The sequence below is a fragment of the Halomonas sp. KM007 genome, from assembly GCF_050709225.1.
Lineage (GTDB): Bacteria > Pseudomonadota > Gammaproteobacteria > Pseudomonadales > Halomonadaceae > Vreelandella > Vreelandella hamiltonii.
On sequence record NZ_CP136131.1, the window covers coordinates 316,125 to 336,462 of the forward strand.

Here is a 20,338-nt window from a genome sequence, read left to right on the forward strand (position 1 = left end):
TCACCCCATGGAGTGAGTATCGCTGTCGGGCTCTTCCAACAGCGGCGGCACTGGGCAGCCGAGCATATCGGCCACCGCGCGGAACAGCTCTGCCTCGGCGGCGCGAATCACGCCGCTGTGTTCTACACAGCGGGTCATGGCGTTCAGCAAGCGGGCTTTATGCAGCGGTTTCAAGCGGCGCAAGCGCTCTACGGCCAGGCTGAGCGCCTGCATGTCATCGGCGTCTTGCAGGGAAGACAACGTAAAGGGCAGCGAGGCCTGGGCAGCCCGCAGCGCGGCAGCCACGGCCTCGTCACCCGCCTGCCCTGGCGCCACTCCCGCCTCAGCCAACACGCCCAACAGGCGCTGACATTCGGCCTGGGTCTGTTCCAGCGTCAGGGTTTCGGCGCCGCCGTGACGCTCGCTCAGATGGCTCAGCAGCAGCTGGTAGAGCGTCCACTCGAACAGACTGACCTTGCCGTCGCTATGGATCAAACGCTCCAGGCAGAGCCTGAAGTGCTGGGCCTGCTGTGTAGAAAGCGAGGTGAGCGCAGGCAGGGCAAGTTCGATCAGCGGCAGGCGTAGCTGTACGTCGAGCCGAGCCACCTGCTCCTTCAGGGCGTGCAGCGCGGCGAACACATCCGGCAGCGCCACGGCCTCCAGCGCCGCCAACTGCTGTGTGCGTTCGGCATCATCGTTGCTCAGCAGCATGGCGTAGATCAGCGCCCTGGCACTGTAGGGGTCATGGGCGGCCTCTACCAGGGTGGCGGGCAAGGCATCGATCACGTCGCGGGCCTTTTGCAAGTGGCGTGGATCGGGCTGCCCCATGGCCCCCAGCGCCACCTGCATGGCCGCCATACTGAACAGCGCCTCGGGAGACGTGGGCATCCCGCCCATCCGGTGGTTCTGGGGGCGTTTGTCTGCCTCGGCACCAGGGGTGTCGGGCTCTTGCTCCGAAGGCGCTGGCTGCAAGGCTTCGAAACGACCGTGCCAGTCGGGCAGAACGCGCTGAATGCGCGACTTGAGCGGCGGATGCGTCGCCATGAGCTGGCTTAGCCCCGACGACACTCCTTGACTGAAAAACAGGTGGCTGAATTCGGCAGCCTGGGGCGCCAAGAGGTGCGAGCCCTTGGCATGGGCACCCACTTTCACCAGCGCGCCGCCTATCCCCTGTGGGTTGCGGGTGTACTGCACGGCTGCCGCATCGGCCAGATACTCCCGCTGACGGCTCACCGCCGATTTGATCAGCCCGCCAAAGAAAGTGCCCGCGTAGCCGATCAACGTGAGCGCCAACCCAAGGCCCAGCACTATCGCCGCCGAGTTGTCGCGCTTGTTGTTGCTGACTCTTCGAAAGCGCAAGCTGCGCAACATCATGCCGCCTGCCAGACCAATCAGCAGCACGCCATGCAGCAGGCTTACCAGCCGGATGTTCAGACGCATATCGCCGTGCAGAATATGGCTGAACTCATGGGCGACCACCCCCTGCAGCTCATCGCGGGTGAGCTGCCGAATGGCACCTCGGGTAATGCCCACCACCGCATCGGCAGGCTGATAACCGGCCGCAAAGGCGTTGATCCCCTCCTCTTCCAGCACGTATACCGCAGGCACCGGCGTCCCGGAGGCAATGGCCATCTCCTCGACTACATTCAGGATCCGCCGCTCGTCGTGATCGCGCGTGTCGAGGTTGATCAGACGGCCGCCCAGCGCTTCCGCCACCACACGGCCGCCTCGACGCAGCTGGCGCTGCTTGTACAGCCCCCCGAACCCCACCAGCGCCAGCACGCCGACAGCCACCGCCACCAGCAGCTCCCAGGAGAGCATGGTCAACACCCCCTGCTCGACCGACTGAGCCTGACTGCCGCTGGCGCCCATCATGTACAGCGCAATGGCCACCACTAGCGTGGTCACGCCGATCAACGAGACGATGGCGAGGAGCAACAGCACCACCCAACGCCCCGTATTGCGCCTGGCGTGGTCTTGTGCGGTAAAGAAATCCATGGCATTGGCCTCCCTGTGGTCACCCGGGCCTGGGCATCACGTCTAGAACGAGACGCTCGGCGCCGTTTGCAGTTGGGCGCTGTCTTCGAAGGTCAGCAGCGTGGCATCCTGCCCATGCCCCAGCATGCCCGCCACGGCAATCGGCGGGAAACTCTGGCGATAGGTGTTGTAGTGCATCACCGCGTCGTTGAACGCCTGACGGGCAAACGCCACCTTGTTTTCGGTGCTGGTCAGCTCTTCCGACAGCTGCTGCATGTTCTGCGAAGCTTTCAGGTCCGGGTAGGCCTCCATGACCACGTTCAGCCGCCCCATGGCCTGAGTCAACGCGCCCTCTGCACCTCCCAGCTGCGCAATGGCCTCGGCACTGCCGGGGTTGGCCGCGGCGGCTTTCAGGCCAGCGGCGGCGGTGTTACGCGCTTCGATCACCGCCTGTAGCGTTTCCCGCTCATGATTGAGGTAGCCCTTGGCGGTTTCCACCAGGTTGGGAATCAAGTCGTGACGCCGCTTCAGCTGCACCTCGATTTGCGCAAAGCTGTTTTGAAAGCGGTTGCGCAGCGACACCAGTCGGTTGTACACCGACACCATATAGACGGCGATCAGAGCCACCACCACCAGCACGATAACCACAGTCAGCATCATGATATTTCCTTCCGTAGACCCAGATTCATGGAGAGCGGGTGTGCCCCATTACATGATCGGCTGACCATTGATCATCAGGCTTCCTTCTTGCCAAAGCACTTCCTGCTCTTCCGCCTCGCTATCCAGCATGGCGGCAAACGGCATCGGAATAAAGCCCAATACCAGATCGGGAGGTGTGGTTACGGTCAACGCCAGGCTCAGGCGACGGCTGAGATACTCCTGAGCCTCGAAGGGGCTCATCATCTGCTCTTCGCTCATCAGGCCCTCGGGTAACGGCTGCCCAACCGGCCAGAAGGCTCCGTAGAGCGCTCCTTTGGCGAGGTCCTGACCGTCGAAGGCCATGTGTGTGGTGAAGCGAGGCTTGAAGTCGATGCCCAGGTCGGGCAGTACGATATGGGCCTGCAGGGGGTCGATGGCCATGGTGGGGCTGGCAACCAGCATGGCGTAGCTGCTTTCCAGAGCCTCGGCCATCAGCAAACGCTCTTGCTCGGCGCCCACCGGTACGCCGCGTTCTTCGGCGTCCAGGTGCATGGCCATGAGCGGCGCATAGGCTTCCTGAAAGGCTTGCAGCGCCTCCAGGTCCCAGTTGTCGGCACTCACCTCGAAGGCCAGGCTACCAAAGGACGTATCGTCCACGCCCATCTCGGCAATCCGGAAATGGCCGCTCTGGTGGACGATGGTCTCCCCTCGTGACTCGCTCTCCGACTCCATACCCTCCAGGTAGACCCGCACGCCTTCCACGAATATTTCCGTGCGCGGTATGTCGAGACTCTGCAACAGCACGGGTTCGCCTTCGTGATGACGAGTGTTCAGGATCAGCCGTGGCGTCGCCATGCGCACGGTTTCATTGTCGCCATGGTAGGTGATCTCCTGAGCCCGGGTATCCAGGTGCCAATGCCCGTCGGCACCTCGATCGAGCGCCACCACCAGCTGGTCGATCAGTACGTCCAGCGCCACGCCATCCAGCTCGGCGGCGCTCAGTTGCCCTGCGATGGCGGAACGTGTTGCCTTGAGGTCGATATCGATGATGCCCTGCACCAGCGCCTGATTGGGCACGATATCGCCGGTAATATCGGCGCTCAGCGCCCCGTGCTTGACGAACAGGTTGACGTCCGCCGTGGCGTCTTCGAACCCGCGCATGGCGATCGTGGCCGTGGCTCGGGTATCGAAGAGGCCCTTGTCGATCTGCACATCATGCACCTCGTAGGAGACCGACCGATCCAGCTCAGCGAAGCTATCGACCAGCGCCTGCTCCACCTGATTGCCCACCATCGCCTGAGCTGCGACATACCCACCAGCGCCAACCACCACTACGCCTGCTGCCGTCGCGACCCATCCCTTTGTACTCAACGCCATGCCTAGCCCTCTCGATAGAATATGTTGCCAACATCAACATAAGAATAATTATCAATGATGCCAGATTCGTTTCAAAAAGAAACGCCGATTCAGCGCCTTTCAGGGGTTCGCGTCGTTACAGACCCTGCAAGACATCTCCCGTATTAATTCGATGCCGCAACGCACAGCATATGCATACCTGAAGTAACATCCAGTTGCAGACGGTGAGCGCTTGGAACACCTTCCATTTTCTACAAACACGCTAGCGCACGTTAGGCCATTCGCCTGTATTCTAAACGAATCTTCGAATTCAGCATTGCTGGCTTGTTCATAACAACTTATGTAACTGAAATACGGCTTTACAGATAATTCTCTGGAAAAAGCTCTCGCTCCACCTGCTCTATCAATATATGAATAACTTTAATGTGCAGTTCTTGCACTCTATCCGCATATGAACCTGCAGGTGTACAAATAGTCACATCCGAAACACGTTCCAAAGGGGAGCCTTCTTTACCGCACAACGCAATCACATTTACGCCATTTTCTTTCGCATAACGGGCGGCCTTTATGACATTTTGACTGGTCCCACTGGTGCTTATTGCCAACAGACAATCCCCTGCTTTGGCATGGCCTTCCAGGTAACGTGAAAAAATATACTCATAGCCATAATCATTTCCAACGCAGCTAATATGGGCAACATCGCTAATACTGCTAGCAGCAAGAGCACGGCGGTCAAGCCGATAACGCCCTGAAAGCTCTTCGGCAAAGTGCATGGCATCACACATTGAGCCCCCATTGCCACAACTAAACACCTGCCCACTTTCTTTCAACGTTTTTACCAGCAAGCAGGCAGCCTGCTCAATGGAAGATAGGGCAACAGCATTTTCTAATAGCGCAGTTAGCCCTAGTTGCGCTTCATGAAGACTCTCAACTATTAAATTGCTCATTTATTATCACTCACCAAAACTTAGGAAATCTAATCAGCCAAAAACTTGACCATCAGACAATATTACTAGAGCCATCCTATGCTTTTAATATGACATTTTAAGTTCAACAAGCCACTCACCGCCTCGACGTTGTTTAAGCATCAAATATATTTTACCTTATCACCTCAGCCATCCGTACATACCACTACCCGATCACGCCCTGCTCGCTTGCCCACATATAACAACTCATCGGCGCGCTGGATCAGGTCGTCAAGTTCACTATGGCCATCCTGGGCAGTGGCTACACCAATAGTCACGCTCGGGCGCAGCGATGCCATGTCGCCCGTACTGGCCAGTTCCGCTACCCGCTGCTTCAAGCGTTCGGCTACCTGCTGCGCATCGCTGGCAGTCGTATTGGGCAAAGCGACGATGAACTCTTCCCCACCAAAGCGGCCGATGACATCACCCGGCCACAGCAACTGCTCGCATACCTCGGCAATACGCGTCAGCACCCAGTCACCATAGAGATGTCCCCAGGTATCGTTGATGCGCTTGAAATGGTCCACATCGATCATGAACAAGCTAAAAGGCGCTTTCTCGACGCCACAGCGCTGCAACGATTTGTTGGCCAGCATCATGAAGTGCGCACGGTTATTGAGTAGCGTCAGCGCATCGTGCTCGGCCACGTGGCGCAACTGTTCTTCCAATGCTTTTCGGCGAGCTATTTCCTGATGCAGTAGCTGGTTCTGACCACGCTCTTCACAAAGCAGGGCATACTGCTTGCGCTGTAGGCTCTCCAGGCGCAACAGGGCGCAGAACCCCACCACGACGCCCATGATCAATAGCAGCGCAATACGCAATGCAACAATGGCATCGATACCCGTAAATTGCAGTGCCGCCAAAAGAAATCCAATATTCAAGAACAGGCTAGCGGGCAGCGCCACGGTGAGCAGATTAGGGATCAACAGAAAAAACGCCATGGTAGCGACCACCACCGCCGTGATTTGAGTAGGCAGGCTTTCAGGGCGCAGCGGAACGATCAGGATGACGCCAGTGGCCAGCACCCATAATGGCAGCGCATGCAGCCAGTGGCGGTAGACATTCCCACCCCAATGCCTCACAAAAAATGCCACCCACAAACAGCTCCCGACCACCACCGCACGCATGGCCATTATTCTTTGGAACCGCTCACCGGGTCCCAACAAAAAGTAATCAGAAATAGCGAACATGGCGAATACCAGCGCCGCCACACTGACAGCGAGGCTAAACGTATGCCGTGCCCCCTCCATCATGGTGCGACGATAATCCTGCTCCAGCATGGCGTCGCAGAATTGCCCCGTCCATTCATGTACGCGATATTGTTGTTTTAATGCCAACTCCGCCACTCCCTTCAGTATCGCGGCCATATTATTGTGGGCCGATACGTGCATGTATCGGCCAAAATGGCTCACGAAATCACGATGCAGGCTCCCCTACTGCGCCTGCGGTTTGGGCTTACGATACACTGCTTGCCGCGCATAAGGTTAGACGAGGTTTCCACGTTTCCAGCGTTCGTCCATCCACTATGCGAGCTACCTGACTCTCAACACGATAAGCTTGACGCACACCCTCGATGACGGCTTGTACCATGACCACCCACTGGATTCTTGGCCCCGGGGCCATTGGCCGCTTGTTGGCACATTCACTGGCACCGCTTGCTGAGGTGGCCGTCATTGGCCGCCGCCCACTGCCTGGGCAGCAAATACTGACCACGCCGGAAGGCGAAACACGTGTGCAACACTTGCCTTCGTTCACTGCTGAACGATTGGCGGCTGGTGCGGCGGCACCGCCAGCTTTCGTGCACATCACCACCAAAGCGATGGTTGCCGAGGCGGCGCTGGCGAGTGTCGCCTGCGTACTGCCCTCCTCGACTCCCCTGGTGCTATGGCAAAACGGTTTTTATGCCCAGCCGCGCATCAGCCAAACATGGCACGGCCCGGTACTGTGCGCGACGACCACGCAAGGCGCTTATGTAACCGGCGATGATAGTGTCGTCCACGCTGGTCGCGGGCCTACGTTTGTCGGGGATTTGGACAATCAGCACACAGCATTAGCGACCACCCTGGCTGCACTGCTGAGTAACGCCGGATTTACCGCCACGGCGGTAGGTGATATTCGCAGCCGCCTATGGCAGAAATTAGCGGTAAACGCAGCAATCAACCCGTTGGTAGCGCTGCATGGCGTACGTAATGGAGCGCTGCGCAGCGATGCCTACTCAGGGCGTGTGATAGCTGTGGTAGAGGAAGTGGCGACGATTCTAGAAAAAGAAGGTATTGCACCGCCAAACGGTGGTGAAGGGAAAGCCGCTTGGCTGGCGTTGGTGTGGCAGGTGGTAGAAAACACCGCAAATAACAAGGCTTCGATGTTGCAGGATGTGGAGGCGAAGCGGCTTACCGAACGCGGCGCTATTTTGGGGCCGTTGATTGAGAGCGCGGAGCGGCATGGGCTGGGGTGTGAGGTGTTGAAGGGGTTGGATCAGGAGCTGGTGTTGCTGGAGGCGGGGTTTTAATTGGGTTTGGGTGGTTTGATCGTCGCGCGCTAAAGCGTCCTCCCACAAACGCACCCAATGTGAGTGCTGTACCAACGGCCAATAGATTGATTGAGCATTGCGACAGCGGCCCCGGCAGTTGCGCCCCCCTTCCTTCACGTCACAGGAATCATCACGACCTTACGGTACGCGGGGCGTTCGGCGAGCTGCTCTGTCCAGCGCTGTAGATGGGGGTAGGATGACCAGGAGAGGCCGCTGTTGAAGAGGTTGTAGGTGAACGGGGCGATGGCGATATCAGCCAGGCCGAAGTCTTCGCCGGAGAACCAGGGCTGCTGGCTCAACGTGGTGTCCAGTTGAGCGAAAAGTTTTTCACAAGTGGCGATGGCGGGATCGAGTACCTGACTGTCGCGCTGCTCGGGTGGAGTGCGTACATAGCCCATCAGAATGGTGCGATGGGCAGGCGTGAGCAGGCTGGTCGACCAGTCCATCCACTTTTCCATGCGTGCCCGCTGGGCGGGTGCCTCGATCCATAACGGATTGGGGCCGTACTGCGCCGCCAGGTAGCGAAGAATGGTGTTGGACTCCCACAGCAGGCTTTGAGTGACGTCATCCTTGAGCAGGGGTACCAGGCCACTGGGGTTCATGGCGAGGTATTCCGGCGTATCGTTTACCCCGTGTTGCAGGCCTGCCATGATTTGCTCGTACGGCAGTTGCAGCTCTTCCAGTGCCCAGAGCACTTTCTTGACGTTGGTGGAGTTGTTGCGGCCCCAAAGTGTAATCATGGCAGTCCTTGTGTTTGGCTCAATCGGTTGTTGAGTATGCCTTGGGTGGGTGTGAGTGGTGAATGGCACACTTACGGGTCAAGGGGCTTAGTCAAGGACTTAGCCAACCGGTCGCGAGCTAAAGCTGCCTCCCACCCCACCCATATGCCCACACTCACGACTCACTTTTTACGACTCACCCCTCACTCTTTACCACTCACTCCTCGCTTTTATCCTGATACAGCTTGAGCAGGCTGGAGAAATCGAGTTTGCCGTTGCCACCCGCCTTGTGCAAGGTGAACAGCGCTCGGGCAGCCGAGCCCATGGGAATGGCAGAGGCGCTTTGCTGGCTGACATCCATGGCCAGGCCCAGGTCCTTGATCATCAGGTCCACCTGGAAGCCGCCCTGATAACCTTTGGAGGCGGGAGCGTTTTCCATGACTCCCGGGTAGGGGTTGTAGACGTTGAGCGCCCAGTTGCCGCCGGAACTCTGCTTCATGATTTCCGACAGCACGGCGGGGTCCAGGCCGTTCTTGACGCCCATGTTGATGGCTTCACAGGTGCCTGCCATGAGGATCGAGAGCAGCATGTTGTTGCATACCTTGGCCACCTGCCCTGCCCCGTGGTCTCCGGCGTGGAAGATGTTCTTGCCCATGGCCTGCAACACGGGCTGCGCCTGAGTGAACTGGGCACCCGAACCGCCCACAATGAAGGTCAGCGTGCCCGCCTGGGCACCGCCCACGCCACCGGAGACTGGCGCATCCACGAAGCCGATGCCCTTTTCAGCGCCAGCGGCGGCGACGTGACGCGCGGTGTCGGCGTCGATGGTCGAGCAATCGATCACCAGGGCGCCCGCCTTGATGACGTCGAACAGCGGCGCGTCGCCCTCCATGTACAGCCCCCGCACATGTTTGCCCGCCGGCAACATGGAGATCACGAAATCGGCATCGGCCGCCGCGGCCTGGGCGGTGGCGGCGGTGTCACAGCCTTGGGCACGGGCGGTTTCCAAGGCCTCGGCGGCCAGGTCGAAGGCCCGCACTTGAAAACCGGCTTTCACGAGATTGGCTGCCATGGGGCCGCCCATATTACCCAGGCCGATGAAGGCTACGCTGGTCATGTTGTTATCCTTGTTGAGATTGGTCAGCAGTCGATTGAATAGCGCTCTCGAAAGAGACAGCGCGCGTTATTGAAGATCCGCCAGAGGGCTGGTCTCCCAGGGGGATGTCAGCAACTCCTCCATGAAGCTGGGCGGCACCGCGGCCACGTCCGGGAAACGCCAGCGCGGCTGGCCATCCTTGTCGACCAGTAGTGCACGCACGCCTTCGGGGAACTCCTCATGGCGGCAGCACTGCACGGAAAGCGCCAGCTCGAACTGGAACACTTCAGCCAGCGACATGTGCCGGGCGCGCTTGAGCTGCTCATCGATCAGCCGCAAAGAGACCGGGCTGCCATGGGCCAGAGTGCGCTGGGCTTTACTGAACCACTGGTCGTCGCTGTCGACTCCCAGCACCGCCGCCACCTGCTGCTCGACGGTATCGTGGTCCATCAGCTCGCGTATCAGTGAAGACGCCTTGTAGACAGGCGCTTCCAGCTCGGCAAACGCCGCCTGAGAAGCCTGCTCCAACTCGCGCAACACGCGGTTGACCACGCCATGGGCATCGGTTTGCTCCCCCTCTCCCCAGCGGGCTTCCAGCAGCGCCTGGGCCAACGCCTCACGGTGGTGGCTGGCAATTGCTCGATCTGCCAGACCCAGATGCAGCGCATCGGGGGCATTGATCTGGCCTCCGGTCATGGCCAGAAAACGCCCGGTGCCATTGGGCAGGCGATTGAGAAACCAGCTGGCCCCCACATCGGGATATAGGCCAATGGTCACTTCCGGCATGGCCAGCCGCGACGTTTCAGTGACGATACGGTGGCTGCTGGCACTGAGCAGCCCCATGCCACCGCCCATCACGATGCCATGCCCCCAGCAGATGATCGGCTTGGCGAAGGTGTGCATCAGGTAGTCGAGCCGATATTCACGCTCGAAGAAACGCTCGGGGAAGTCCGGCTCACCATCGCCGGTGATGGCCTTGTAGAGATTGACCACGTCGCCCCCTGCACAGAAGGCTTTTTCGCCTGCGCTGTCCAGCAGAATGGCCACCACACGCTCATCCTCCTGCCACTGGGTCAAGCGGGGCAGCAGCGCGTCGATCATCTCCAGGGTCAGCGCATTCAGCGAACGCTCGGCGTTGAGCGTGATCTCGCCGATCACATGGCCGTCCTGGGTCGTGTGCTCTTCAAACAGTACGCAACTCATTGCCTCATCCTTATCTGCTCGGGCGCCGGGGCTACAGTTCGGCGGCGCCATCGGCCAGCACACGGCGGGATATGATCAGCCGCATGATCTCATTGGTGCCTTCCAGAATGCGGTGTACGCGGGTATCACGCACGTAGCGCTCCATGGGGTACTCCTTGATGTAGCCATTGCCACCGTAAAGCTGCAAGGCTTCATCGCACACCTTGAACCCTACATCCGTGGCAAACCGCTTGGCCATGGCGCAGTAGGCCGTGGCATCCGGGTGGCCAGCGTCCAGCTTGGCCGCGGCCATGCGCACCAGTTGGCGGGCAGCCACCAGCTCGGTCACCATGTCGGCCAAACGGAACTGCAGGGCCTGGAAATCGGCCAGTCGCTTGCCGAACTGCTTGCGCTCCAGCAGGTATTCACGGGCTTTGTTGAGCGCTTGCTGGGCGGTGCCGATCGAGCAGGTGGCAATATTGATGCGTCCACCGTCCAACCCCTTCATGGCGATCTTGAAGCCGTCGCCTTCCTTACCCAGCAGGTGGCTGGCAGGCACACGCACGTCTTCGAAGGTAATCATCCGGGTGGGCTGGCTATTCCAACCCATCTTGTCTTCTTTGCGGCCGTAGCTGATCCCGTCACTCTGGGCATCCACGGCAAAGGCAGACACGCCGCCCGCCCCTTCGCCGCCGGTACGGGCCATTACCACCAGGAAATCGGTACTGCCTGCCCCGGAAATGAACATCTTGCTGCCATTCAGCACGTAATGCTCACCGTCGCGCCGGGCGGTGGTCTTGAGCGATGCGGCGTCGGAGCCCGCGTTGGGCTCGGTCAGGCAGTAGGAGCCCAGCAGCTCACCGGTCGCCAATCGCTCGCCCCACTGCTCCACGGCTTCTGGCGTGCCGAAATCCGCCAGCATCCAGGTCACCATGTTGTGGATGGTGAGGTATGCCGTAGTGGAGGTACAGCCCATGGAGAGCTGCTCGAAAATGATGCTGGCATCCAGCCGCGAAAGCCCCAGCCCGCCCACGCGCTCCGGGGCATACAGGGAGCAGAACCCCAACTCGCCTGCCTTGCGAATCACGTCCACCGGGAAAAAAGCCTCGGCATCCCATTTAGCGGCATGGGGCTCCAGCTCGTTCTGGGCAAACCCACGCGCCATATCGGCAAAGGCAACCTGGTCTTCACTCAGCTCAAAATTCATGGCGGTCTCCGCTGCGGCGAGCCCCTGAACTCAGTCAGAAGCCTCGCCGAATATTATCGTTATCGGTCACGTTGACGTTTACGTTAACTTATATTTTTAGGCGGATTTGCGCAACCGAATCCCCCACGACCTTTGGCGTAGAAACGCCACCCTACCCAAGCCCCCTCAAGCCAGCTGCCGTCTCACCCATAAAAAAGGGTGCCGCAAGGGCACCCAAATCCACAGACAGACGCAGTTTCTCGGCTCTTCCCGGGCGCTACTTGAAGTTCTTGCGGTATATCTTGGCCAGCTCGCCCACGATACCACTGCGAAAGCTAAGCACACACACCACGAAAATGATGCCCAGGATGACGCTTACCCAGTTGCCCAGCGGCGATTGGGCCAGAATATGCTGCAGGCTGACCACCAGACCCGCCCCCATTACCGGCCCGAGCAGCGTACCCACACCGCCCAGCAGGGTCATCAGAATCACCTCGCCGGACATGTGCCAGTGAGCATCGGTAAGCGACGCCAGCTGGAACACCACGGTCTTGGTCGCCCCGGCCAGCCCGGCCAGCGCTGCCGACAGGACGAATGCCAGCAGCTTGTAGGCATCGACGTTGTAGCCCAACGAGATTGCACGGGGCTCGTTCTCACGGATGGCTTTGAGCACCTGCCCATAAGGGGAGTGCACGGTGCGCTGAATCAGAGCAAAGCCCAGCAGGAACACGGCAAACACGAAGTAGTACATGCTCAGGTTGTTGCGCAGGCTGATGAACCCGAACAGGTGCCCTCGCGGCACCCCATGCAGGCCATCCTCTCCCCCTGTAAAGGGGGCCTGCACGAACACGAAGAACACCAGCTGAGCCAGCGCCAACGTGACCATGGCGAAGTAGATCCCCTGGCGGCGAATGGCCAGCAGCCCGAAACCTGCCCCCAACAGGGTAGCGGTCAGCGTGCCTGCCAGTATGCCCAGCTCCGGGGTCAGCCCCGGGTAGCTGGCCAGCAGATACCCGGTCACGTAACCGCCCGTTGCCAGAAAGGCCGCATGGCCAAACGACAGCAGCCCGGCATACCCCAGCAGCAGGTTGAAAGCGCAGGCAAACAGGGCAAAGCAGAGAATTTTCATCAAGAACACGGGGTAAGCGACGAAAGGCGCCACCAGCCCGACGACGATGAGTGCAAGGTAGAACATGTTGCGACGCAGCCTGGCCCGACGCTGACGCTCCTGCACGGCGGAAGGCAGCGCGACGGCTGATGAAGTATGCGACGTTGCCATGATTAAGCCTCCTTACCGAACAGCCCAGCGGGGCGTAACATGAGCACCAGGATCATGACCAGGAAAATGACCGTATTGGAGGCTTCGGGGTAATACACCTTGGTCAATCCTTCGATGACTCCCATGCCCAATCCCGTTACGATAGCGCCCAGAATCGAGCCCATACCGCCGATGACCACCACCGCAAACACCACGATCAGCAGGCTGGAACCCATGGTGGGTGAAACGGGGTAAAGCGGTGCTGCCAGCACTCCGGCAAAGGCCGCCAGGCCCACGCCGAACCCGTAGGTCAAGGTGATCAACAACGGAACGTTGACGCCAAACGCCTGCATCAATTGAGAGTTTTCGGTGCCGGCCCGCAGATAGGCGCCCAGCCGCGTACGCTCGATCATGAACCAGGTGAACAAGCACATGGTCAATGCCGCCACCAGCACCCAGGCCCGATAGGTGGGCAAGAACATGAAGCCCAGGTTGAGACCACCCTGCAGAATCTCCGGGGTGGCGTAACGCGCCCCGGAAACCCCGAAGAAGTTCACCAGAGTGCCTTCAAAAATCAGCGCCAACCCGAACGTCAGCAGCAATCCGTACAGGTGGTCCAGGTGGGCAATGCGACGCAGCAGAAAACGCTCCATCAGCATGCCGAAACCACCCACCACTACGGGCACCAGCACCAGGGCCAGCCAGTAGTTGATACCCAGATAGCGAAAGCCCAGCAGCGCCGCGAAGGCGCCCAGCATGTACTGCGCCCCATGGGCAAAGTTGACGATCTTCAGTAGCCCGAAGATAACCGCTAGGCCCAAGCTAAGCAGCGCATAAAAGGCTCCATTCACAAGCCCAAGCGTTAGCTGGCCCATGAAGACGGCCAGTGGCACGCCGAATATCATCGTCATGGTGTGATTCTCCTTGTCACCAGGCGGGGCTGCCCGCCTGGTGCTGTTCAGCGTGATGTGCCGATCAGTTGTTCACCAGCGAGCACTGGCTTTCAGAGAGCGGGCGGTAGGCTTCTTCGGTGGGAATGGTGCTGAGGATATTGTACAAGTCCCACTCACCGGTCGACTCTTCCGGCGTTTTCACCTGGGCCAGGTACATGTCGTGAACCATGCGGCCATCTTCACGAATACGGCCATTGCGGGCAAAGAAGTCCTCTACCGGCATCTCGGCCATTTGCGCACGAACGGTCTCCGGGTCATCGGTACCAGCAGCTTCTACGGCCTTGAGGTAATGCATGGTGCTGGAGTAGATACCGGCCTGAACCATGGTCGGCATGCGACCCACTTGATCGTAGTAACGCTCGGCCCACTCACGCGACTCGTCGTCCATGTCCCAGTACCAGCCAGTGGTCAGCAGCAGCCCTTGGGTGGCTTCCAGGCCCAGCGCGTGCACGTCGTTGAGGAAGATCAACAGGCCCGCCAGTTGCTGGCCGCTTTGGGTCAGGCCGAACTGGCTTGCTGTGGCGATGGCATTCACGGTGTCTGCCCCGGCGTTCGCCAGGCCCACGATCTTGGCACCGGAGCCCTGGGCCTGAAGAATGTAGGAGGAGAAGTCGCTGGTGGGGAACGGATGGCGGACACCGCCCACTACTTCACCGCCATTGACGGCCACCACTCGGGTCACGTCGCCTTCCAGAGCATGACCAAAAGCGTAGTCAGCGGTCAGCATGAACCAGGTATCGCCGCCCTGCTCGACGACCGCCTTGGCGGTACCGTTGGCCAGGGGATAAGTGTCGTAGACCCAATGAATATGGTTGGGGGTACAGTGCTCGTTGGTGATACTGGAGGCTGCCGACCCGGACACGATGCCCAGGCCGTTGTTCTCTTCCAGCACCTTGGTGACCGCAATGGTCACCGACGAAGCCACCAGACCGCCCACCATGTCCACGTTGCGCTGGTCGATCCACTCGCGCACGGTGTTGGCGCCAACGTCCGCACTATTGCGGTCGTCGGCGCTGAAAATCACGATGGGGGCACCGTTGACGCTACCGCCGAAGTCGGCCACGGCCATTTCCATGGCCGTTTGACCGCCCGGGCCCGCCAGATCTCGGTAGGTGCCCGACATATCGGCCAGATAGCCAATGCGCACTTCGCCGTCGCTGATCTCGGCTTGGGCGGCAGACGCCATCATGCTGGCAGTGGCAGCCACGGCAATGCTGGCGGCCAGCGTTTTCTTGGTAAAGATCATGCTCGTCTCCTGGCCCTTGGGGCCTTTGTTGTTGTGATGCGGACGCTGTGGTGATGCGGACGTTCAATGGTTGTGATTGTGGTTGAGTGAAGCGTGAGCAGTGCAATCAAAGGATGCGTTGTGTGCGGTGTCTATACCCCCAGCATGCTGTTCAAGTGCTCGCGGCGCGAAGGCAGCTGCGCCGCCGTGATCTCTTCGACGATCTGGCCGTGATCCATGACGAAATGGCGGTCGGCCAGCGGCGCGGCAAAACGGAAGTTCTGCTCGACCAGTACGATGGTCATGCCCCGCTCTTTCAGCTGCACCAGCACTTCGCCCAGCTTCTGCACGATGACCGGGGCCAAGCCTTCGGTAATCTCGTCGAGCAGCAGCAACCGCGCACCGGTGCGCAGAATGCGCGCCATGGCCAGCATCTGCTGTTCACCGCCAGAGAGCCGAGTTCCTTGACTCTTGCGCCGCTCGTACAGATTGGGGAACATGGCATAGATCTCATCCAGACTCATTCCACCGGAGCGCACCGTGGGCGGCAGCAGCAGGTTTTCGTGCACGTCCAGGCTGGCAAAGATGCCGCGCTCTTCAGGGCAATAGCCAATACCCAGACGAGGAATATGGTGAGGCTTCATGCGCAGGGTTTCGCTGCCATTGATGACGATGGAGCCGGTGCGGCGCCCCACCATGTTCATGATGGCCTTTAGCGTGGTACTACGCCCTGCACCGTTGCGACCCAGTAGCGTCACCAGCTCGCCCCGCTTGACGTTGAAATTGACCCCATGAAGGATATGCGACTCGCCATAGAAGGCGTGCAGGTCCTGCACACGGAGCATTTCCAGGCTTTGAGTCTCTGCGACCGGATGTTCGAGGGCTTCTGCAGTCTTCATACGGCGGCCTCCTCACTGGCAGCTTCGCTGCCCATATAGGCTTCACGTACCAGCGGGTTGCGGGAAACGCTGCCGTAGTCGCCTTCCGCCAATACCGCGCCTCGGGCCAATACCGTAATGCGGTCACACAAGCGGCTGACCACGCTCAGGTTATGCTCCACCATCAGCACGGTACGCCCCTGGGAAACGCGCTTGATCAACGCCACGATGCGGTCCACGTCTTCGGCACCCATGCCCTGGGTAGGCTCGTCCAGCAGCATCATGCTGGGGTCCAGCGCCAGAGTGGTCGCCACCTCCAGGGCGCGCTTGCGGCCATAGGGCATTTCGACCGTCAATGTATCGGCATACTCACGCAGCCCCACTTCATCCAACAAGGCCAGGGCACGATCATTGAGGTGATCCAGCGTTTTTTCGGACTTCCAGAAATGAAACGACGTGCCCAACTGGCGCTGCAGCGCAACACGCACGTTTTCCAGCGCCGTCATGTGCGCAAACACTGCCGAAATCTGAAACGAGCGCACCAGGCCCAGCTGGGCAATTTCATTGGATTTCTTGCTGGTAATCGGCTGGCCACGGTAGAGAATTTCACCGCGCGTTGGAGGCAGGAACTTGGTGAGCAGGTTGAACACCGTGGTTTTGCCGGCACCATTGGGGCCGATCAGGGCGTGGATATGCCCTTCCTGCACCTGTAGGTTGACGTTATCCACGGCCGTAAAGCCGCGAAACTCTTTGGTCAGCCCTCGCGTTTCGAGCACTGGCCTCTGGGTCACTTCATCTGCACGCATGAGGTAGGACGCCTCTTGTTGTTCTTGTAGGGTGGGAAGCGCGACGGAGTAACCGACAACGCATCCTTACCTGAACGTAAGCTGTAGGTGCAAACTAGCAACCCAGCACCGGGTATTACAATTACAACTTTGGTCTACGCACCACGATAGCGCAGCGCTTTAAAACGCTGAAATCGCTAAATTTCAACAGCTTGCAAATTTTAAACGCTTGCCAACGATAGCCACTCACTACTTTACGTTAACGTAAACTTGTTTTAGCCTCATGGTCAGTGTTCCATAGGGACATCCCCCTATCGACGAGAATAACGACCATGAGCAAAACCTACACGATCAGCGAGTTGGCCAGCGAGTTCGATGTCACCACTCGCAGCATCCGTTTTTATGAAGACCAGGAGCTGCTGCACCCTTCTCGCCGTGGGCAAACACGCATTTACAGCAGCAAGGACCGCGTACGCCTGAAGCTGACCCTACGCGGCAAACGGCTGGGCTTTTCACTGGCCGAGATTCGCGAACTGTTCGAGCTGTGGGACGAAACGCGCAGCGGCAGTGAAAAGCAGTTGCACCTGATGCTCAGCAAGATCGGCGAACGCAAGGCCGCGCTGGAGCAGCAGATGAAAGACATCACCATGGTGCAACTGGAGCTGGAGAGTGCCGAAATCCGCTGCCGCCAGGCGCTGGAAGAGTTGAACGAGAAGCACCCGGCCACTTCCAAATAAGCCGCTCGAATACCGCCAGCAGACACGGTCCATTAACAATCAACAAGCAACGATGACAAGGTGATTGAGCATGTTTTCCCACTACACAGAACTGAATTTTGGCCTCGATGACGAGCTGAACATGCTGCGCGAACAGGTCAATGCGTTTGCCGCCAGCGAAATAGCGCCCAGAGCCGCCGAGATCGACCGTAACAACGAGTTCCCCAATGACCTGTGGCAGAAGTTTGGTGACATGGGGCTACTGGGCATTACCGTCCCGGAAGAGGATGGCGGTAGCGGCATGGGCTATCTGGCGCACTGCATTGCCATGGAAGAGATCTCCCGTGCCAGTGCGTCGGTGGCCCTCTCTTATGGCGCGCACTCCAACCTGTGCGTCAACCAATTGAAGATCAACGCCTCCGCCGAGCAGAAAGCCAAATACCTGCCCAAACTGATCAGCGGTGAGCACGTGGGCGCGCTGGCCATGTCGGAGCCAGGTGCCGGTTCCGATGTAGTGTCGATGCAGCTGCGCGCCAAGGAAGATGGCGACCACTACGTGCTCAACGGCAACAAGATGTGGATCACCAACGGCCCCGATGCCGACGTGCTGGTGGTCTACGCCAAGACCGACCCGGAGGCAGGTTCCAAGGGCATCACCGCATTCATCATCGAGAAAGGCATGCCCGGCTTCACCACCGCCCAGAAGCTCGACAAGCTGGGCATGCGCGGCTCCAACACCTGCGAGCTGGTGTTTCAGGACTGCCGCGTGCCCGCCGAGAACGTGCTGGGCGAGGTAGGCAAGGGCGTGCGGGTATTGATGAGCGGGCTGGATTACGAGCGCACCGTGCTGGCCGCCGGCCCCATCGGCATCATGCAGGCCGCCATGGACGTGGTCATTCCCTATATCCACGAGCGCAAGCAGTTCAACCAATCCATCGGCGAGTTCCAGCTGGTACAGGGCAAAGTGGCCGACATGTACACCACGCTGAATGCTTGCCGCGCTTACCTGTATGCCGTGGCCAGCGCCTGCGACCGGGGCCAGACCTCGCGCAAGGATGCCGCCGGGGTGATTCTGTATTGTGCTGAAAAGGCCACCCAGGTCGCGCTGGATGCCATCCAGCTACTGGGCGGCAATGGCTACATCAACGAATACCCCACCGGCCGCCTGCTGCGCGATGCGAAGCTCTACGAAATTGGCGCCGGTACCAGCGAAATTCGCCGCATGCTGATTGGTCGCGAACTCTTCACCGAAAGCCATTAATCGACTCAGGAAGGTTTGCGCCATGAGTACACTCTCGACACAGATCAACCCGCGCAGCGATGTTTTTCAGGCCAACGAGGCCGCCATGCTGGGGGAAGTGAACAAGCTGCGTGAGCTGACCGCGGCCATCGCCCAGGGCGGCGGCGCCAACGCCCGCACCCGCCACGAAAGCCGTGGCAAGCTGTTCGTACGTGACCGTATCGACCACTTGATCGATGAAGGCTCGCCGTTTCTGGAATTTTCTGCGCTGGCAGCCCATCACGTTTACGACAGCGACGTGCCCGCCGCCGGGGTGGTCACCGGGATTGGTCGGGTATCGGGGGTGGAGTGCGTGATCGTGGCCAACGATGCCACGGTAAAAGGCGGCACCTATTTTCCGCTAACGGTGAAAAAGCACCTGCGTGCCCAGGAAATTGCCCGCAAGCACCGCCTGCCGTGCATCTACCTGGTGGATTCTGGCGGGGCTTTCCTGCCCCGCCAGGACGAGGTCTTCCCCGACCGCGACCACTTCGGGCGTATTTTCTACAACCAAGCCACGATGTCCGCTGAAGGCATCCCGCAAATTGCTGTGGTTATGGGTTCCTGTACCGCTGGCGGTGCGTATGTACCTGCCATGGCGGATGAGTCGATCATCGTCAAAGAGCAGGGAACGATTTTCCTGGGCGGCCCGCCGCTGGTGAAAGCCGCCACGGGCGAGAGCATCAGCGCCGAGGACTTGGGCGGTGCGGATGTTCACGCCAAAGTGAGCGGTGTAGCCGACCACTACGCCGAAAACGACGCCCATGCGCTGCAACTGGCACGGGCCTGCGTGTCCCGGCTCAACTGGCAAAAGCGTGGCCAGCTCGCCATGCACCCCCCCAGGCCGCCAAGACTCGACCCCGCAGAGCTGTACGGCATCGTCGGCACCGATCTGAAAAAACCTTACGACGTGCGCGAAGTGATCGGCCGTATCGTCGATGGCTCTGATTTCGATGAGTTCAAGCGCTACTACGGCGACACCCTGGTGACCGGCTTTGCGCATATCCACGGCTACCCGGTGGGTATCGTCGCCAACAACGGCGTGCTGTTTTCGGAAAGCGCCGTGAAAGGCGCGCACTTCATCGAACTGTGTGCCCAGCGCAAGATTCCGCTGGTCTTCCTGCAGAACATCACCGGCTTCATGGTGGGCTCCAAGTACGAGCACGAGGGCATTGCCAAGCACGGCGCTAAACTCGTCACCGCCGTGGCCTGCGCCAACGTGCCGAAATACACCGTGCTGATTGGCGGCAGCTTCGGCGCGGGTAACTACGGTATGTGTGGGCGCGCTTACGACCCCAATCTGCTGTTCATGTGGCCCAATGCGCGTATTTCCGTGATGGGCGGCGAGCAGGCAGCAGGCGTACTTTCCCAGGTGAAGCGCGAGCAGTACGAACGAGAAGGCCGGGAATGGAGCAAGGCAGACGAAGAGGCCTTCAAACAGCCCACCCGCGACCAGTACGAGCACCAGGGCCACCCCTACTACGCCAGCGCGCGCCTGTGGGATGACGGAGTCATTGACCCGCTGCAAACCCGCGACGTGCTGGGTCTCTCGTTGGCCGCCGCCATGAACGCAGAAATCAAACAGACGCGCTTCGGCGTGTTCCGGATGTAAGGG

General features: G+C 59.7%; 18 protein-coding genes. 4 read left to right on the forward strand and 14 right to left on the reverse strand.

Annotation, left to right across the window (positions count from 1 at the left end):
- The 5 genes from RVM27_RS01555 to RVM27_RS01575 all read right to left on the reverse strand — a co-directional run bounded on the left by RVM27_RS01555 (position 1) and on the right by RVM27_RS01575 (position 6,253).
- Positions 1–1,977, reverse strand: a complete 1,977-nt coding sequence (locus RVM27_RS01555; protein WP_287808387.1) for a M48 family metallopeptidase — start codon at positions 1,975–1,977, stop codon at positions 1–3.
- 42 nt (positions 1,978–2,019) lie between these two features.
- On the reverse strand, positions 2,020–2,616 hold the full coding sequence (locus RVM27_RS01560; RefSeq protein ID WP_039178383.1) for a LemA family protein: 597 nt from the start codon (positions 2,614–2,616) through the stop codon (positions 2,020–2,022).
- Positions 2,617–2,664: 48 nt separating this feature from the next.
- A complete protein-coding gene (locus RVM27_RS01565; protein WP_498941283.1) occupies positions 2,665–3,972 on the reverse strand; it encodes a YdgA family protein in 1,308 nt (435 codons plus the stop codon).
- 338 nt (positions 3,973–4,310) lie between these two features.
- Positions 4,311–4,898, reverse strand: a complete 588-nt coding sequence (locus RVM27_RS01570; RefSeq protein ID WP_081194045.1) for a D-sedoheptulose-7-phosphate isomerase — start codon at positions 4,896–4,898, stop codon at positions 4,311–4,313.
- Between the two features lie 164 nt (positions 4,899–5,062).
- Positions 5,063–6,253, reverse strand: coding sequence for a GGDEF domain-containing protein (locus tag RVM27_RS01575; protein WP_081194262.1), 1,191 nt, complete (start codon positions 6,251–6,253; stop codon positions 5,063–5,065).
- A gap of 251 nt (positions 6,254–6,504) precedes the next feature.
- Between RVM27_RS01575 and RVM27_RS01580 the strand changes: the two genes are divergently transcribed.
- Positions 6,505–7,425, forward strand: a complete 921-nt coding sequence (locus tag RVM27_RS01580) for a ketopantoate reductase family protein (protein WP_081194046.1) — start codon at positions 6,505–6,507, stop codon at positions 7,423–7,425.
- Between the two features lie 134 nt (positions 7,426–7,559).
- On the opposite strand, the gene RVM27_RS01585 is transcribed toward RVM27_RS01580, so the two are convergent.
- The 9 genes from RVM27_RS01585 to RVM27_RS01625 form a co-directional block, all read right to left on the reverse strand.
- Positions 7,560–8,186, reverse strand: a complete 627-nt coding sequence (locus RVM27_RS01585; RefSeq protein WP_081194047.1) for a glutathione S-transferase family protein — start codon at positions 8,184–8,186, stop codon at positions 7,560–7,562.
- 196 nt (positions 8,187–8,382) lie between these two features.
- On the reverse strand, positions 8,383–9,282 hold the full coding sequence (gene mmsB / locus RVM27_RS01590; RefSeq protein WP_287808391.1) for a 3-hydroxyisobutyrate dehydrogenase: 900 nt from the start codon (positions 9,280–9,282) through the stop codon (positions 8,383–8,385).
- A 66-nt stretch (positions 9,283–9,348) separates the two neighbouring features.
- Positions 9,349–10,464: an enoyl-CoA hydratase/isomerase family protein gene (locus RVM27_RS01595; RefSeq protein WP_096923119.1), complete on the reverse strand. Its 1,116-nt coding sequence runs from the start codon at positions 10,462–10,464 to the stop codon at positions 9,349–9,351.
- Positions 10,465–10,495: 31 nt separating this feature from the next.
- On the reverse strand, positions 10,496–11,650 hold the full coding sequence (locus RVM27_RS01600; RefSeq protein WP_039177097.1) for an acyl-CoA dehydrogenase family protein: 1,155 nt from the start codon (positions 11,648–11,650) through the stop codon (positions 10,496–10,498).
- 256 nt (positions 11,651–11,906) lie between these two features.
- Positions 11,907–12,908 carry a branched-chain amino acid ABC transporter permease gene (locus RVM27_RS01605; RefSeq protein ID WP_039177099.1) on the reverse strand — a complete coding sequence of 334 codons (1,002 nt, stop codon included), beginning with the start codon at positions 12,906–12,908 and terminating at the stop codon, positions 11,907–11,909.
- 2 nt (positions 12,909–12,910) lie between these two features.
- The gene (locus tag RVM27_RS01610; protein WP_039177102.1) at positions 12,911–13,798 is read right to left on the reverse strand and encodes a branched-chain amino acid ABC transporter permease; all 888 of its coding nucleotides are present in this window, start codon (positions 13,796–13,798) and stop codon (positions 12,911–12,913) included.
- Between the two features lie 64 nt (positions 13,799–13,862).
- Complete coding sequence (locus RVM27_RS01615; RefSeq protein WP_498957214.1) at positions 13,863–15,086, reverse strand: ABC transporter substrate-binding protein; 1,224 nt, start codon at positions 15,084–15,086, stop codon at positions 13,863–13,865.
- A 131-nt stretch (positions 15,087–15,217) separates the two neighbouring features.
- Entirely contained in the window at positions 15,218–15,964 is a 747-nt protein-coding gene (locus RVM27_RS01620; protein WP_039177107.1) for an ABC transporter ATP-binding protein, read from the reverse strand.
- Entirely contained in the window at positions 15,961–16,749 is a 789-nt protein-coding gene (locus tag RVM27_RS01625; protein WP_498941267.1) for an ABC transporter ATP-binding protein, read from the reverse strand. The genes RVM27_RS01620 and RVM27_RS01625 overlap by 4 nt, the downstream gene beginning before the upstream one ends.
- Before the next feature lie 311 nt (positions 16,750–17,060).
- Here RVM27_RS01625 and RVM27_RS01630 point away from each other — a divergent pair, with 311 nt between their 5' ends.
- The 3 genes from RVM27_RS01630 (at position 17,061) to RVM27_RS01640 (ending at position 20,335) form a co-directional block, all read left to right on the forward strand.
- Entirely contained in the window at positions 17,061–17,465 is a 405-nt protein-coding gene (locus RVM27_RS01630) for a MerR family transcriptional regulator (RefSeq protein WP_039177116.1), read from the forward strand.
- A gap of 70 nt (positions 17,466–17,535) precedes the next feature.
- Positions 17,536–18,705 (forward strand): isovaleryl-CoA dehydrogenase, encoded by a 1,170-nt coding sequence (locus tag RVM27_RS01635; RefSeq protein WP_081194056.1) that lies wholly within the window; start codon positions 17,536–17,538, stop codon positions 18,703–18,705.
- 22 nt (positions 18,706–18,727) lie between these two features.
- Positions 18,728–20,335, forward strand: a complete 1,608-nt coding sequence (locus RVM27_RS01640) for a carboxyl transferase domain-containing protein (RefSeq protein ID WP_287808396.1) — start codon at positions 18,728–18,730, stop codon at positions 20,333–20,335.
- Positions 20,336–20,338: the final 3 nt, after the last annotated feature.

What these genes read in the sequence shown, in the direction of transcription:
- RVM27_RS01555 (WP_287808387.1), bottom strand. Translation starts at nt 1,977, where the DNA reads ATGGATTTCTTTACCGCACAAGACCACGCCAGGCGCAATACGGGGCGT.
- RVM27_RS01560 (WP_039178383.1), bottom strand. Translation starts at nt 2,616, where the DNA reads ATGATGCTGACTGTGGTTATCGTGCTGGTGGTGGTGGCTCTGATCGCC.
- RVM27_RS01565 (WP_498941283.1), bottom strand. Translation starts at nt 3,972, where the DNA reads ATGGCGTTGAGTACAAAGGGATGGGTCGCGACGGCAGCAGGCGTAGTG.
- RVM27_RS01570 (WP_081194045.1), bottom strand. Translation starts at nt 4,898, where the DNA reads ATGAGCAATTTAATAGTTGAGAGTCTTCATGAAGCGCAACTAGGGCTA.
- RVM27_RS01580 (WP_081194046.1), top strand. Translation starts at nt 6,505, where the DNA reads ATGACCACCCACTGGATTCTTGGCCCCGGGGCCATTGGCCGCTTGTTG.
- RVM27_RS01585 (WP_081194047.1), bottom strand. Translation starts at nt 8,186, where the DNA reads ATGATTACACTTTGGGGCCGCAACAACTCCACCAACGTCAAGAAAGTG.
- mmsB (WP_287808391.1), bottom strand. Translation starts at nt 9,282, where the DNA reads ATGACCAGCGTAGCCTTCATCGGCCTGGGTAATATGGGCGGCCCCATG.
- RVM27_RS01595 (WP_096923119.1), bottom strand. Translation starts at nt 10,464, where the DNA reads ATGAGTTGCGTACTGTTTGAAGAGCACACGACCCAGGACGGCCATGTG.
- RVM27_RS01600 (WP_039177097.1), bottom strand. Translation starts at nt 11,650, where the DNA reads ATGAATTTTGAGCTGAGTGAAGACCAGGTTGCCTTTGCCGATATGGCG.
- RVM27_RS01605 (WP_039177099.1), bottom strand. Translation starts at nt 12,908, where the DNA reads ATGGCAACGTCGCATACTTCATCAGCCGTCGCGCTGCCTTCCGCCGTG.
- RVM27_RS01610 (WP_039177102.1), bottom strand. Translation starts at nt 13,798, where the DNA reads ATGACGATGATATTCGGCGTGCCACTGGCCGTCTTCATGGGCCAGCTA.
- RVM27_RS01615 (WP_498957214.1), bottom strand. Translation starts at nt 15,086, where the DNA reads ATGATCTTTACCAAGAAAACGCTGGCCGCCAGCATTGCCGTGGCTGCC.
- RVM27_RS01620 (WP_039177107.1), bottom strand. Translation starts at nt 15,964, where the DNA reads ATGAAGACTGCAGAAGCCCTCGAACATCCGGTCGCAGAGACTCAAAGC.
- RVM27_RS01625 (WP_498941267.1), bottom strand. Translation starts at nt 16,749, where the DNA reads ATGCGTGCAGATGAAGTGACCCAGAGGCCAGTGCTCGAAACGCGAGGG.
- RVM27_RS01630 (WP_039177116.1), top strand. Translation starts at nt 17,061, where the DNA reads ATGAGCAAAACCTACACGATCAGCGAGTTGGCCAGCGAGTTCGATGTC.
- RVM27_RS01635 (WP_081194056.1), top strand. Translation starts at nt 17,536, where the DNA reads ATGTTTTCCCACTACACAGAACTGAATTTTGGCCTCGATGACGAGCTG.
- RVM27_RS01640 (WP_287808396.1), top strand. Translation starts at nt 18,728, where the DNA reads ATGAGTACACTCTCGACACAGATCAACCCGCGCAGCGATGTTTTTCAG.